Source organism: Micromonospora sp. SL4-19 (assembly GCF_047921475.1).
GTDB lineage: Bacteria > Actinomycetota > Actinomycetes > Mycobacteriales > Micromonosporaceae > Micromonospora.
On record NZ_JBLROB010000003.1, the window covers coordinates 190,412 to 203,917 of the forward strand.

General features: G+C 73.1%; 13 protein-coding genes and 1 pseudogene. 10 read left to right on the top strand and 4 right to left on the bottom strand.

What is annotated here, in order from left to right:
• Positions 1 to 19 precede the first annotated feature (19 nt).
• The 3 genes and pseudogenes from ACNAVT_RS06880 to hpnH form a co-directional block, all read left to right on the top strand.
• A pseudogene (locus ACNAVT_RS06880) lies at positions 20 to 511 on the top strand (hypothetical protein); the annotation flags it as partial.
• A 60-nt stretch (positions 512 to 571) separates the two neighbouring features.
• On the top strand, positions 572 to 1,528 hold the full coding sequence (gene ispH, locus ACNAVT_RS06885; RefSeq protein ID WP_416294188.1) for a 4-hydroxy-3-methylbut-2-enyl diphosphate reductase: 957 nt from the start codon (positions 572 to 574) through the stop codon (positions 1,526 to 1,528).
• A gap of 2 nt (positions 1,529 to 1,530) precedes the next feature.
• Positions 1,531 to 2,529: an adenosyl-hopene transferase HpnH gene (gene hpnH, locus ACNAVT_RS06890; RefSeq protein ID WP_416294190.1), complete on the top strand. Its 999-nt coding sequence runs from the start codon at positions 1,531 to 1,533 to the stop codon at positions 2,527 to 2,529.
• Between the two features lie 51 nt (positions 2,530 to 2,580).
• Here the strand turns inward: hpnH and ACNAVT_RS06895 are convergent, their stop codons facing one another.
• Both ACNAVT_RS06895 and ACNAVT_RS06900 read right to left on the bottom strand, forming a co-directional pair.
• A complete protein-coding gene (locus ACNAVT_RS06895; protein ID WP_416293892.1) occupies positions 2,581 to 3,330 on the bottom strand; it encodes an SDR family NAD(P)-dependent oxidoreductase in 750 nt (249 codons plus the stop codon).
• Complete coding sequence (locus ACNAVT_RS06900; RefSeq protein ID WP_416293894.1) at positions 3,321 to 5,984, bottom strand: wax ester/triacylglycerol synthase domain-containing protein; 2,664 nt, start codon at positions 5,982 to 5,984, stop codon at positions 3,321 to 3,323. Before ACNAVT_RS06900 ends, ACNAVT_RS06895 begins: the two co-directional genes overlap by 10 nt.
• 143 nt (positions 5,985 to 6,127) lie before the next feature.
• On the opposite strand from ACNAVT_RS06900, the gene ACNAVT_RS06905 reads away from it, so the two are divergent.
• Positions 6,128 to 6,838 carry a phosphatase PAP2 family protein gene (locus ACNAVT_RS06905; RefSeq protein WP_416293896.1) on the top strand — a complete coding sequence of 237 codons (711 nt, stop codon included), beginning with the start codon at positions 6,128 to 6,130 and terminating at the stop codon, positions 6,836 to 6,838.
• Positions 6,839 to 6,991: 153 nt separating this feature from the next.
• The gene (locus ACNAVT_RS06910) at positions 6,992 to 7,861 is read left to right on the top strand and encodes a DMT family transporter (RefSeq protein WP_416293898.1); all 870 of its coding nucleotides are present in this window, start codon (positions 6,992 to 6,994) and stop codon (positions 7,859 to 7,861) included.
• A 47-nt stretch (positions 7,862 to 7,908) separates the two neighbouring features.
• Here the strand turns inward: ACNAVT_RS06910 and ACNAVT_RS06915 are convergent, their stop codons facing one another.
• Entirely contained in the window at positions 7,909 to 8,592 is a 684-nt protein-coding gene (locus ACNAVT_RS06915) for a TioE family transcriptional regulator (protein WP_416293900.1), read from the bottom strand.
• Between the two features lie 102 nt (positions 8,593 to 8,694).
• Between ACNAVT_RS06915 and ACNAVT_RS06920 the strand changes: the two genes are divergently transcribed.
• The 3 genes from ACNAVT_RS06920 (at position 8,695) to ACNAVT_RS06930 (ending at position 10,784) form a co-directional block, all read left to right on the top strand.
• Positions 8,695 to 9,195, top strand: coding sequence for a DUF6194 family protein (locus ACNAVT_RS06920; RefSeq protein WP_416293902.1), 501 nt, complete (start codon positions 8,695 to 8,697; stop codon positions 9,193 to 9,195).
• 106 nt (positions 9,196 to 9,301) lie between these two features.
• On the top strand, positions 9,302 to 9,751 hold the full coding sequence (locus ACNAVT_RS06925; RefSeq protein WP_416293903.1) for a VOC family protein: 450 nt from the start codon (positions 9,302 to 9,304) through the stop codon (positions 9,749 to 9,751).
• Between the two features lie 124 nt (positions 9,752 to 9,875).
• Entirely contained in the window at positions 9,876 to 10,784 is a 909-nt protein-coding gene (locus ACNAVT_RS06930; protein ID WP_416293905.1) for an NADP-dependent oxidoreductase, read from the top strand.
• Positions 10,785 to 10,853: 69 nt separating this feature from the next.
• Here ACNAVT_RS06930 and ACNAVT_RS06935 read toward each other — a convergent pair whose 3' ends face one another.
• A complete protein-coding gene (locus ACNAVT_RS06935) occupies positions 10,854 to 12,107 on the bottom strand; it encodes a YncE family protein (protein ID WP_416293907.1) in 1,254 nt (417 codons plus the stop codon).
• A gap of 71 nt (positions 12,108 to 12,178) precedes the next feature.
• Between ACNAVT_RS06935 and ACNAVT_RS06940 the strand changes: the two genes are divergently transcribed.
• Positions 12,179 to 12,760 (top strand): RNA polymerase sigma factor, encoded by a 582-nt coding sequence (locus ACNAVT_RS06940; protein WP_416293909.1) that lies wholly within the window; start codon positions 12,179 to 12,181, stop codon positions 12,758 to 12,760.
• A complete protein-coding gene (locus ACNAVT_RS06945) occupies positions 12,753 to 13,469 on the top strand; it encodes a hypothetical protein (protein WP_416293911.1) in 717 nt (238 codons plus the stop codon). The genes ACNAVT_RS06940 and ACNAVT_RS06945 overlap by 8 nt, the downstream gene beginning before the upstream one ends.
• The last annotated feature ends 37 nt before the right edge of the window (positions 13,470 to 13,506 follow it).

Here is a 13,506-nt window from a genome sequence, read left to right on the forward strand (position 1 = left end):
CTGGACGCTGTACGCGCCGATGCGCGCGGAGGCGTCCGCGCTGCGACGCGGGCTGGCCGGCCGCGATTCGCCCGGACGACCGGCGGTGCGCCACACCGGCGTCGGACCGCGGCGCGCCCGGGCGGCAACCGCCCGCCGCCCGGCCGGTAGCGACCCGGTCGCCGTCGCCGGCATCGGCGGCGGGCTGGCCCCCGGGCTGCTCTCCGGCGACGTCGTGGTGGCCAGCGAGGTGCTGGTCGACCCGCAGGCCCAGCACGGTCCGCCGGGCGAGCTGCGGATGCCGAACGCTCCCCTGCTCGCCGCCGCCCTGCGCCGCCGCGGACTGCGGGTGCACGTCGGCCCCGTGATCAGCACCGACCGGCTGATCGACGGCGCGGCCCGGGCACGGCTGGCCGCGGCCGGCGCGCTGGTCGTCGACTGCGAATCGGCGTGGCTGCTGGCCGGTCGTGCCGACCTACCCACGGCCTGCGTCCGGGTGGTCGCCGACACCGCGGCCGGCTCGTTGTACCGGCCGGCCACCCTCCGCCGGGTCCGTACCGCGTTGGGGGTGCTGCCCACCGTGGCAGCGGCGCTGGCCGAGTGGGCGGGGGCGAGCAGCCTGCGGCAGGTCGTGCTGGCCTCGCCCCGGTCCTTCTGCGCCGGGGTGGAGCGGGCGATCGCGGTGGTGGAGCAGGCGCTACGCCAGCACGGCCCGCCGGTCTACGTCCGCAAGCAGATCGTGCACAACGCCCGGGTGGTGGCCGACCTTCAGGCCCGCGGCGCGATCTTCGTGGACGAACTCGACGAGGTGCCGGCCGGCGGCCTCACCGTCTTCTCCGCGCACGGCGTGGCGCCCGCGGTGCGCCGGGAAGCCGTCGAGCGGGGGCTGCCGGTGATCGACGCCACCTGTCCGCTGGTGGCGAAGGTGCACGCCGAGGCGCGCCGGTTCACCGGCCGGGGCGACACCGTGCTGCTGATCGGGCATGCCGGCCACGAGGAGACCGAGGGCACGCTCGGCGAGGCACCCGCGCGGATCCGCCTGGTGCCCGACCCGGCCGCGGCGGAGACGGTGCCGGTGGACGATCCCGACCGGGTGTCCTACCTGGTGCAGACCACCCTCGCGACCGACGAGGTGGCAGGGGTCGTCGACGCGTTGCGCCGCCGGTTCCCGGCGCTGACCGGCCCCGGCTCCGACGACATCTGTTACGCCACCACCAACCGCCAGCGGGCCGTCACCGAGGTCGCCGCCCGGGCCGACGTCGTCCTGGTGGTCGGCTCGGACAACTCCTCGAACTCACGGCGGCTGGTGGAGGTGGCCGAGCGGGCCGGCGCGCGGGCCTACCTGATCGACGACGTCAGCCGGGTGGACCTGCGCTGGTTGGCCGGCGCCGGGACGGTCGGCGTCTCCGCCGGCGCCTCGGCGCCGCCCGCGCTGGTCGACGAGGTCGTCGCCGCGCTCACCGGGCTGGGGGCGAGGGAGGTGAGTGAGCACACTACGACCGTCGAGGACGTCGCTTTCACCCTTCCCAAGGAGGTACGTCAGCCGTGAGCATGCCGTTGCGCCAGAGCCTGCGGATCGCCAGCTACCTGATGGAACAGAAGATGCGTGGCCGCAAACGGTTCCCGCTGTTGCTGGAGCTGGAGCCGCTGTTCGCCTGCAACCTGTCGTGCGCCGGCTGCGGCAAGATCCAACAGCCGGCGCACCTGCTCAAGCGCCGGATGCCGGTGGAGCAGGCCCTCGCCGCCGTGCAGGAGTGCGGGGCGCCGATGGTCTCCATCGCCGGTGGCGAGCCGCTCATGCACCCGGAGATCCACACTCTCGTCGAAGAACTCGTGCGGCGAAAGAAGTTCGTCTTCCTGTGCACCAACGCCGTACTCCTGCCCAAGAAGATCGACAAGTTCCGTCCGTCGCCGTACTTCGCCTTCACCGTGCACATCGACGGGCTGAAGGAGCGGCACGACGCGGCGGTCTGCAAGGACGGCGTCTTCGACGAAGCGGTGGCCGCCGTCCGGGAGGCCCAGCGGCGCGGGTTCCGGGTCACCACCAACACCACCTTCTTCAACACCGACACCCCGCAGACCGTGATCGAGGTGCTCGACTACCTCAACGACGACCTGGGCGTGGACGAGATGATGCTCTCCCCGGCGTACGCCTACGAGAAGGCACCGGACCAGGAGCACTTCCTGGGCGTCGTGGAGACCCGGGAGCTGTTCCGCAAGGCCTTCGCCGGTGGGCGGCGTCGCCGCTGGCGGCTCAACCACTCGCCGCTGTTCCTGGACTTCCTCGAGGGCCGGGTGGACTTTCCCTGCACGGCCTGGGCGATCCCGTCGTACTCGCTGCTCGGCTGGCAGCGTCCCTGCTATCTGATGGCCGACGGATACGCCTCCAGCTACCAGCAACTCCTGGACTCGACCGACTGGGACAGCTACGGCCGGGGAAACGACCCGCGCTGCGCCAACTGCATGGCGCACTGCGGGTACGAGCCGACCGCCGTGCTGGCCACCATGTCCTCCCTGCGGCAGTCGCTGCGGGCGATGCGCAGGAACTGAGGGGCTACGCCAGGCTGGCCGCCGGTCAGCCGAACCAGGCAGCGCCGCCGGTCAGCCGAAGCGGGCAGCCAGGCGCCGGTACAGCGCCGGCTGCAGTCCCCGCACCGCCACCGGCAGACGCAGCCAGCCTGGCACGTAGACCTCGGCCCGGTCCTGGGTGATCGCGGTCGCCAGCGCGTCGGCCACCCGCTCCGGCGGCAGCGGCCGCGGCCGGCGACGGCGGTACGCCTGGCCCCGGCGGGCGAAGAACGGTGTGTCCACGACCCCGGGGACGACCACGCTGACGGTGACCCGGTGGGGGGCCAGTTCCAGCCGGAGACTCTGCGCGAAGATGTCCAGGCCGGCCTTGCTGGCCGCGTAGACGGCTTCTCCGTCCACGCCGAGGCGACCGGCGATCGAGCTCACGAACGCCAGATGGCCGCCGCGGTGGCACATCCCGGGCAGCAACGCCCGGGTCAACTCGACCGGCGCCCGCAGGTTCACCGCGAGCAGTTCGTCGGCGACCGCGTCCGGCATCCCGGCGAACGGGCCCGCCCAGCCGACGCCGGCGTTGTTGACCAGCACGTCCACCCGCCGGTGTCGGGCGAGGACCCGCTCGGCCAGCTCCCGGCCGGCACCGGGCCGGGCCAGATCGGCCAGCAGCGTGGCGGCACCGGTCTCGGCGGCGAGCCGGGCGAGCCGGTCCGGGTTCCGGCCGGCGGCCACGACCTGGCTTCCCGCGCGGGTGAGCCGCCGCACCACCGCCGCTCCGATCCCCGACGACGCGCCGGTGACCAGGACCACCGCCCCGGTCAGGCGCACCGCGGCACCCGGGGCGGAGCCGACCCCTCGCGCCGCCGCCCGGTCGGTCCGCCGTCCGGCGCCCGGTCGGACGAACCGCTGTCGTCGCTCGCGTCGTCGCTCCGGCCGGCGTCGACCTCGCGGCGCAGCTCGGCCAGGCTGGTGCGCAGAGCGTCGACGAACGCGGCGCCGGTGTGGGCCAGCGACTCGTCCATCAGCACACCGATCTCGACGGTGTCCCGGAAGCGCAGCACCCCGATTCCCAGTGGCACGCCCTGGGCGAGGGCGACCACCGGGGCGGCCGCCTGAAGCGGGGCGTCGGCGAGCATCCGGGAGTCCCACGGCACCGCCATGTAGGAGACGATGACGTTGAGATGCCGGCTGGTGTAGACACGTCGGGCCAGTGCCGCGTGCAGCGGCGCGGGAAGGACGCCCATCGCCCGCATGACCAGGCCGGCCGCCTCGGCTTCCCCGCTCAGCAACGCGGTGCGCAGCGACTGCCGTACGGCCGTGACCCGGGCCTGTGCCGAAGACCGCCCCAACGGAAGATCGAGGGTGACCGCCCCGGTCCAGTTGCCCTGGGTGGGAGCCCGCCACCGCGGGTTCTGCGAGACCGCGAACATCGCCCGCAGGCGCGGCGGCGTTCCTTCCGGCGCGGCGGCGCCCAGCGCCGCGGCGGTGAGCGCGAGCATCAGTTCGCTGGCGTGCACCTGACAGGCCCGCGCCGCGGCGAGCACCTCGGCGGCCGGCAGGGCCGCGGTGATCAACCGCCGGTGCGGCGAACCGGCCGGACGGTTGAACGCGGTGGCCGGTGCCGGTCCCTGGCTGGCCAGCCGGGCCAGGCCGCGTGCGGTGCGCCCGAGCCGGCTGCCCAGTCCGCTCCGCTCGGGCGCGTCGGCGGGGACCCGTTCGGGCGAGGCCGGTGCCGTCCGTTCCGTATCGGACGGTCGGCCGTCGGCGGGGTCGAGCAGCCGGCCCAGGGTGCCGATCAGGGACATCCCGTCCCCGACGCAGTGGTGCAGTTTGATCGCCACCCGGGTACGCCCGTCAGGCAGGCCGCCGACCAGCAGCAACCGCCAGAGCGGACGGTCGTCGGCCAGCGGTTGGGACCAGAACCGGTCCACGGCGGCACTGCCGTCGTCGCCGGGGGCGACCGTGACCTCGTCGAGGTGGGCGGCGGGGTCGACGTACCGGTCGACCACCCAGCCGGGCCGGCGCCACCGGCCCCGCTCGACCAGCCGGCGGCGCAGGGTGGCGATGGCGGGCAGCCGCCGGGCCAGCAGAGCGATGAGATCCGCTCTGGTGAGCGCCCCGCCGTCCGGCCGGGGGCCGAGGTCCAGTACCGCGCCGATCTGCTGGGCCACCGTTTCCGACTGCACGTGCCAGAAGAACGCGTCCTGGGATCGCAGCGGCCAGCTGGCCGGTCGGCCGATCGCCGGCGGGTGGTCCGGGCGGGTGTCGCCTGTCGGCAACCGCGCGTCGGCGACCGCGGGCAGCCCAAGGTCCGGCAGGTGGGGGTGGGCCGCGGGGGCGATCGGACCGGTGGGGTGCCGGCCGACGAGCCGGCTGCGGACGCAGGCGACGAGCGCACCGGGACTGCGCGCCGTCTCGGCCAGGCCGGCGGCGGTCATCAGCGCGGCGTTGGCCACACCGTGCGCGGCGATGGGCCGGTACATCACGATGGGCGTGCCGGTGGCCCACGCCTCCAGCGCCGTGGCCCCGCCCGCGTTGGTCACCACCAACTGGGCGGCCCGCAGCAGGGTGGGCATGTCGTCGACCCAACGCCGAACCAGCAGCCGGCCGGGCGGCGGGCGCAGCGTCGCCAGCCGGGCGACCAGTCGCTCGTTGCGTCCGCAGACCGCGACCACCTGTACCGCGTCGCCGATGCCGACCAGTGCGCGGATGGCCTCCTCGACATGTCCGAAGCCGTACGAACCGCAGGCGACCACCACCGTCGCGCGGTCCGGATCCAGACCGCAGCGCCGGGCGGCCTCGGCCCGGTCGCCCGGGTGGAACCGGTCGAGGACCGGTGGCGCGCACACCCCCAGCGATACGCCCGGTGCGGCGATCGCCGCCACGGGGAGTGCCGCCGGATGGACCACCAGGTCCAGGTCCAGCTCGGAGTAGACCCAGGACGGGTGTGGGGCGAAGTCGCAGACCCAGGCCCCGACCGGAACGCCGAGACCACGACGCCGACGCAGCCAGGCGAGCCCGGCGCTGCCCAGCGGATAGCTGGAGACGATCAGGTCCGGGTCGAACGCCTCGATGACCGGAGCGAGTCGGCGGCCGGCCCAGGCTCCGGTGAACCACTTGGAGGAGGTGGCGAACCAGCGGTGCCGCCAGATCGAGGCCCAGAAGAACTCGTACAACCAGGGTGTCGCTCCGACGTTGGTGCGGTAGGTGCGCCGGAACGAGCGGCCGACCCCGCGGCCCATCACGTCGAGGGTGTCGACCCAGCCCACCTGGCTGCCCGGCCACAGTGCATGGACCCGCTCGGCCAGGGCGCGCCCGGTGGCGTCGTGGCCGCCGCCGATGTCGGCCGATACGACCAGCACACGCCGGGCGACCGGCTCGGTGCCGCCGCCCGGCGACCTCGGGTTCGGGTTCTCCACACTGCCCGTGGCGGTCGACTGCCCGACGGCCAGGGGCGGCGCGGGGCGCGTGGTCGCTGACATGTCGGATGCTCCCAGGCAACGCGTGGTGAGGGGCGTCAGGAGCCGCCCCTCGGAGACGTTCATGAGCTTAACTGCTGGTTTAAGCGGATATGGGATATCTTCGAATCTCAGGCGCCCGCCGGGCGGCAGCGCGGGGAGACGCGATGGCAGTGGGAACACCAGAGCGGGGGCGGGCCCGACACCGCCCGCTGGGCGTACCCGTGCTGATGCCGGTCCCGCGCGGCTGGTGGTTCGACGGGCTGCTGGTCGCCGCCTTCGCCGCCCTCACCGCGGCGCTGGTCTGGTGGTCGCCGCTGCTCAGCCTGGACATCGCCGTCCGGGACTGGTGCGACCGGCACCGCCCGGGACCCGTTTACGCGGTGATGTTCGCCTTCGACTACCTGGGTCAGGGCGGACCGCTGATCGTCGTCACCCTGGCGGTGACCGCGTGGCTGGGCTGGCAGCACCGCACGGCGCGCCCGGTCATCCTGACCGGGCTGGCCCCGATCATCAGTACACTGCTGATCGTCGGGCTGAAGCGGTGGACCTCGCGAGGCGCGCCGCACCACGGCTCGGTACGCCTGTTCAGTCACAGCTGGGAGGAGTTCTACCCGTCCGGGCACGTCAGCAACGCGATCGTCTACTACACCGTACTGGCGGTGCTGCTCGCGCCGTATCTGGCCGTGGCGGTCCGCCGTCTGGTGCAGTGGCTGCCCGGCGTGCTGACCTTCACCGGCACCACCTACCTGGGCTTCCACTGGCTCACCGACAGCGTCGGTGGATACCTGCTCGGACTGTTCATCGCGCGGCTGCTCCTGCGGGTGCCGTGGCGGACCGTCCCACTCCCGCGCCGGCTGGAGCAACCTGCGCACTGACCGGGGAATCCGCCTCGGGCGTCTCCGCCCGCTTCACGGCCTGACCGATCAAGCTGCCCGCCGAGCCGCGACCGCTGAGTTGCGCCTCAACCGGCTGCCATGCGTACGACAGGGAGGCCACATGATCGGGCGGGCGAGCGCATGGTGAGCGACGTGGGACAACTGGCGGCCGGCGCCCCGCTGGCCCTCGGCGCTGCCGCGGCGTACGGCGTGTCCTCGCTACTGCAGTTCCGTGCCTCTCGTAAGGTGCCGGAGGAACGGGCCGGGCAGCCGAGGCTGCTGGTGCGTCTGGTTCACGTTCGGGGCTGGCGTTGGTCGACAGTGCTCGCGGCCGTGGCGTTCGCCCTGCAGATCGCGGCGTTGAGCCTGGTCCCGCTGATCCTGGTACAGCCGCTGCTGGTGACCGGGCTGATCTGGTACGTCCTGTTGTTCGCCGCGGCCGAACACGACCGACCGGACTCGCGGATCCTGCTGGAATCGGGGCTGTGCCTGCTCGGGCTCAGCATCTTTCTGGCGGTCGCGCGGCCGACCCGGGGGCAGGGTCGGGGACTTGAGTCGTTCGGGTCGGCCGCGTTGCTCTGCATCGCGGTGATCGTCACCGTCGGCCTGTGCCTGGTGATCGCGCTCGGGCTGGGTCGCAAGTGGCGCCCGCTACCACTGGCGGCCGCGGCCGGCATCTGTTACGGCGTGACGGCCGGGCTGGTCAGCAGCCTCGGGCTGCAACCCGAGGAGGGCCTGCTGGCGGCGTTCGGCCACTGGCAGACGTACGGCGTCATCGTCCTCGGTCCGTTCGGCGTGCTGCTGAGCCAGAACGCCTACCAGGCCGGCCCGATGGGTGCGCCCGCCCTGGCCACGATCACGGTCACCGACCCGTTGGTATCCATCGGGGTCGGGCTGCTCTGGCTCGGTGAGCGGATCATGACCGCCCCCTGGTTCGTGGTGGGCGAGGTGCTCGCGTTGGTGCTGGTGGTCGTCGCGGTCTCTCTCCTTGCCCGGCGGGCACCACACGTCGCCGGGGAGTAGCGGCAGCACCGCGTCGCCCCGCCGGCCGGCGGGGTGACGGCGGCCCGTCACGATCCGGCCGCGTCGAGATAGTCGGCGAGGCGGCCGGCGGCCACCAGCATCGCGCGCCCGCGGGCGGCCAGCCGCTGCCGCCAGCCGTGCAGGGACGCGGCCAACGGCTCCGGGCCGTCGGCTGCGCGTACCTGCCGCAGCACGGTCGCGATGTGGTCCAGCAGGTATCCGCCGCGGCGCAGGAGGTGGGCCAGTTCGGCGTCGCGTACGTCGTCCGGGTGGTAGATCCGCTGGCGGGTGGCGCGGTCCCGTGCCGGGGTCAGGACTCCGGCCCGTTCCCACTTGCGCAGCGTCGCGGGAGCCACGCCGAGCCGGTGGGCGAGGGCGCCGACGGTCAGCGGCCGGTCCGGCCGGCTGGTGGCCGGTGCCGCGGTGAGCACACCGATGGTCGCCTCGACGGCGTCGAGGGTCTCCCGGTCCCGCAACAGCTGTGCGTGGCCGCGGTCGACGGCGCTCAGGGCGGTGTCCAGGTCGCCGTGGACGGCGGCGCGCATGATCTCGGCGCTCGCCTGGTATCCGTGGGCCGGAACGAGCGCGAGGTAGGCGCGCAGCGCCGCCACGTGCAGGTCGGTGTACGCGCGGTAGCCGCTCGGCGGGCGGCGGGCGGCGGGAAGGACGCCGTCGCGCTCGTAGTTGCGGACCGCCTGCGTCGAGATGCCGTGCTCGCGGGCCAGGTCCACGGGGCGGTACGCATGTCTCGCGGCTTGAGGGTTCAGGCCCTCACCTCCAGTGTTGATCGAGGAAAAAGTTTAACAGGGCGGTTCAACGATACGGTGAAAGCCATGACGCTCAATCCAGCACCCACCGCGCCTGGCGCCGACGACATCGCCGACCGCATCCTCGCCCTGCCCGAGGCGACCATGGTGCGGGCCGACGAGGCGTCGGGTGCCCCACCGTCGAGCTGGGGCGACCGCTTCTTCTTCGTCGGCGACGGGCGCCGCCAGCCGTTCGCCACGATCGTCGAGCACGACACCGGCGGCGGTGACGAAGACTCGCGGCTCGACCGGCCCGGCGTCTTCCGGCTCAGCGTGGAGCTCGGCCGCGAGGAGTTCCAGCGCCGGTTCGGCTACCCGCCGGCGCGGTTCGCCGACAACCGCGCCTCCGTCGACTTCACCCTTCTCGACGAGATCGGTCCCCACCCCGTCTACGGCGCCTACGGGTGGGCATGCGTGCTCAACCCGGCCCGAACCCTGGCCGAGGTCGACCAGCTGCTCGCGCACGCGCACGGCAGGGCGCTGGAGCGGCACCACCGCTCGCTGCGGCGGCAGCACCGCCCGGACTGACCGCTCGGCGGCGGCCGGCCCGGACGACAACCCTCCGTCGTCCGGGCCGCGGCCGGTGTGCCGGCCTCCTGCACGGGTACCCGCGGTGCTGACCAGGGAGGCGCGGATGACGCACGAAGCACCGGACTACTTCCGGCCAGAGCACGGGATGGTGCTCACCCACCTGCTGATCGTGCGGGACGTGGACCGGTCCCGCGAGTTCTACCAGCAGGTGCTGGGGGCCACCGTCGTACGCGAACGTTCGCCGGCGATCCTCCGGTTCCACAACAGCTACATCGTGATCAACAGCGAGGGCGGCCCCACCGACGACAAGCCGAGTGTGGTGGCCCAGGCGCCACCGGATCCGGACTCGCTCAGCTCCGCGATCAACGTCCGGGTCACCGACGTGCGAGCCGTCTACGAGCAGTGGCGCTCCCGCGGGGGGCAGTTCCTCACCGAGCCCAAGGACCACGGGGTCGAGATCCGCTGCTATCTGCGGGACCCGGACGGCTACCTGATCGAACTCGGGCAGGGGACCGGAATCCTCGCCGAGATGGCGCACACGTCCGCCCGCTGAACGTGGACGGCCGGCAACCGCAACCGGACCGGTCGACCGGGGCCACGGGCCAGGTGCGAAACCCACCCGTTCGGACAACCCTGCTGGCCGGTCGCCGACGCCCGGTCGACGTGGGAGGTGGCAGATGAGAGCGGTGCAGTTCGCCGAGTACGGCGGACCCGAGGTCCTGCAGCCCGTCGAAGTGCCCGAGCCGCACGCCGGACCGGGGCAGATTCGGGTGGCGGTGCGCGCGGCGGGCGTCAACCCGATGGACTGGAAGGTCCGCAGCGGCGCGATGCGCCGGATGATGCCGCTCACGCTGCCGGCCATCCCGGGCATCGACGTCGCCGGGGTGGTCGACGAGGTCGGTGCGGGGGTCACCGGGGTCGGCGTGGGGGACGAGGTCTTCGGCTTCGCCACCTCCGACGGCTACGCCGAGTACGCGGTGCTGGAGCACTTCGCCGCGAAGCCACCGAAGATGTCGTGGGAGGAGGCCGCCGGGCTGCCGGTCGTGGCGGAGGCCGCCGTGCGCAGCCTTGACCTGCTCGGCGTACGCGAGGGCGACATCGTGCTGGTCAACGGAGTGTCCGGCGGGGTGGGTCAGACCGCCGCACAGATCGCCCACGCCCGGGGAGCCACGGTGCTCGGCACCGCCGGCCCGGCCAACCACGACTACCTGCGCGCACTGGGCGTCACCCCGACCAGTTACGGCCCCGGGCTGGTGGACCGGGTCCGGGACATCTCGCCCGACGGCGTGGACGAGGCCCTGGATGTCGCCGGCAAGGGGGCGCTGCCCGACCTGATCGAGATCACCGGTACGCCCGACAAGGTGCTCACGATCGCCGACCCGGACGCCCAGCAGCACGGGGTCCGGATGACCAGCGGCGCGCAGGGCCGGTCGTACCAGGCTTTGGACGAGGCGGTGCGGCTCTTCGAACGGGGCGAGTTCAAGCTCCCCGTCGCGCAGACCTTCAACCTCGACCAGGCCGCCGAGGCCCAGGAGATCAGCCAGAGCGGCCACGTGCACGGCAAGCTCGTCCTCCGGGTCGCCTGACCGGTCCGGCACCGTCCACGATCGAGGCCCACCGCCTCCCCTTCCGTGGCGGCGAGCCGCTCGGGCGGTTCAGTGCTGCCCGGCCAGGCCGCGCACGCCTATCAGGCCGGGCACCCCGGTGCGGCCGAGCTCGGCGCCGGTGGTGGAATCGTGCCAGCTCACACCGCCGGTCTGGCCCACATAGAGGCGCTTGCCGTCGGGGCTCAGCACGAGACCGGTGACGGGCTCGCGGACCGACCAGGTGGTGCCGGCGCCGAGCCGCCCGACCTCCACCGTGCGCACCACCGTGTCGGCGCCGACGAAGAGGCGGTCGCGGTCGGCCGCGGCGTGGCCGGTGCCGGTGCCCTTGGCCACCGTGGCCGTCCGGCGTACCGCAAGCTCCTCGGTGGAGATCTCCGCGACGCTGCCGGACGTGATGTCGGCGACGTGGAGAGTTTGTCCGTCCGGACTGATCGCCATCGCGTGCCCGCTCGCGGGCGCCTCCCCGAACGGATGCGGCAGGTCGATGCAGTACGCCCAGCGCTCATTCAGGTGAAGAGTGTGGACGAACGCGTGCACGTCGCCCGGGCGACCGCTGATCAGGTTGCGGGTGTGCTGGTGGTCGGGCTGATGGGTGTAGAGCGTGTAGAGGATCGTGCGATTCGGCGCGAGCGCGGCCTGCCGCCCGTCGCCGCGCATCTCCTCCTCGGCGCCGGGCGGGACCGGCGTCTTGAGCCGGGTGGACAGCGGGCCGGGTGCCCTCGTGGCGAGATCGACGACCCGGACCCGGTAGCGGTCCGGAGCCGCCGCCGGGAGCCACTCGAGGACGAACAGCCCGGCGAGATCGGCGGTGAACGCTTCCGGCACGAAGTTGCCCCGCAGCTCCAGTCGATGCTGGACCCCGGTGATGTCGGCGATCAGCACCGGGCTCACGTCCCGCCCGTCCGGGCGACCGCTTGTGGCGCTGTCGGCGTGCGACGTGAGCGCCACCTTCGTACCGTTGGCGGAGACCGCCTGCGGCACCCAGCGCCCGGGCAGGGTGACCCGCGTGGAGGCGTGGCCCGTGGCGGTGTCGATCCGCCAGAAGGCGGTGTCCGCACCGTCGGGCGCGGTCGCGTAGACCGCCTGCCCGTCGACGGTGGCGAGGGAGCGCGGGATCGTCATCCGATCAGCGCCGCGCAGTACGCCGAGCCCGCCGTCGACCTCGACGAGCAGTGCGTCGGGGATCGTGATGGCCCGGTCCTGGTTCCGGCCCCGGACAGCATCGCAGCCGATCAGCGCAGCGGCGCCGGTACCGGCGAGCAGGCTCAGCACGGTACGGCGCGAGATCGTGTTTTTTGCCATCATGCCCGGGTGACACCGCCGCGACGACCGGGGTTCCCGGGCAATGGAACCCGTCCGGCGTGGGTGGTGTCATGAGTTCGTCCCCATCGGAGGTTCCCCTGGACGACGCAGAGTTGGTCACCCGCGCTCGGGCAGGTGACCTGGAGGCTTATGACCTCCTGGTCGCCCGGCACACCGCGTCCGCGTACCGGACGGCGGTGCTGCTCGGGGCGGGCCCGGACGCGGAGGACGTCATCCAGGAGGCGTTCGTGAAGGGATATCGCAAGCTCTCCCGCTACCGGGGTGAGTCGTCCTTCCGTTCATGGCTGCTGGCGATCGTGGCCAACGAGACCCGTAATCTGCACCGGTCGCGCAGCCGGCGCGACGGGCTCGTCCTGCGCGCCGCGGTGGTGAACCCCATGTCGGAGATCGCCGAGGATGCCGCCGTCGAGGCCGTCCTCGCCGGGGAACGTCGCGCCGCCCTGGTAAAGGCCCTCCGCCTGCTGCCGGAAAAGGACCGTGAGGTGATCGTCTGCCGGTTCTTCCTCGACCTCAGCGAGGACGAGACCGTGACGATGCTGGGCTGGGCCCGAGGCACCGTGAAGTCGCGTACCTCGCGGGCGCTGACGAAGCTCCGCGGCCTGCTCGACCGCGAGGAGGTGCGGCGTGGATGACCTCGAGCGGGAGTTGCGCGACCTCTCGGCCTGGTTGCGGACACCGGAGCCGCCCGATGTGACCGCCCGCGTACGCGCACGGCTCGCCGCACCCGTGCGCCGGCGACGCCGGTGGCGTTACCTCGTCGCGGTGCTCGTCGCCCTGCTCGTGGCGTTGCTGCCGCCGGGGCGAGCCGCCCTCGCCGACGCGGTGGCGGGGTTGTTGCGCTTCGCCGGCACCATCATCGAGACCTCGCCCGAACCCGTACTGCCCACCGGCACCCCGTCGCCGTTGCCGTCGCAGCGGCCCACCGCTCTGCATGAGGCGCAGCGGCAGGTGCGCTTCCCGATCCGGCTGCCGGCGAAGCTGGGCCCGCCGGAGCAGGTGCTGATCGCCGATCCCGATGGCACGGGCAGCTTCCGTGTGGCCACGCTGCTCTATCGCGGGGGCGCGTTGCGCGTCGACGCCTACGACGGTGGGCTCGACCCGGCCTTCCACAAGCAGGTCGGCGGGCCGGGAGTGGAGTGGGTCGAGGTCGACGGCGACTTCGCCGTCTGGATCGGCGGCCCACACGCACTGGCCTACGTGGACCGCACGGGCACGGTCCGGGTGGAGACCGCGAGGCTCGCCGCCTCGACCCTGATCTGGCAGCGGGCCGGCGTCAGCTACCGGCTCGAGGGCGACTTCACCAAGGCCGAGGCGATCGAGATCGCCAACTCGCTGGATTAGGCCCCGTGTGGAGTTGTGATCACGGTGGTGCGGAGGC

What these genes read in the sequence shown, in the direction of transcription:
- ACNAVT_RS06905 (WP_416293896.1), top strand. Translation starts at nt 6,128, where the DNA reads ATGGCAGTGGGAACACCAGAGCGGGGGCGGGCCCGACACCGCCCGCTG.
- ACNAVT_RS06925 (WP_416293903.1), top strand. Translation starts at nt 9,302, where the DNA reads ATGACGCACGAAGCACCGGACTACTTCCGGCCAGAGCACGGGATGGTG.
- ACNAVT_RS06930 (WP_416293905.1), top strand. Translation starts at nt 9,876, where the DNA reads ATGAGAGCGGTGCAGTTCGCCGAGTACGGCGGACCCGAGGTCCTGCAG.
- ACNAVT_RS06920 (WP_416293902.1), top strand. Translation starts at nt 8,695, where the DNA reads ATGACGCTCAATCCAGCACCCACCGCGCCTGGCGCCGACGACATCGCC.
- ACNAVT_RS06935 (WP_416293907.1), bottom strand. Translation starts at nt 12,107, where the DNA reads ATGGCAAAAAACACGATCTCGCGCCGTACCGTGCTGAGCCTGCTCGCC.
- ACNAVT_RS06940 (WP_416293909.1), top strand. Translation starts at nt 12,179, where the DNA reads ATGAGTTCGTCCCCATCGGAGGTTCCCCTGGACGACGCAGAGTTGGTC.
- ACNAVT_RS06900 (WP_416293894.1), bottom strand. Translation starts at nt 5,984, where the DNA reads ATGTCAGCGACCACGCGCCCCGCGCCGCCCCTGGCCGTCGGGCAGTCG.
- hpnH (WP_416294190.1), top strand. Translation starts at nt 1,531, where the DNA reads ATGCCGTTGCGCCAGAGCCTGCGGATCGCCAGCTACCTGATGGAACAG.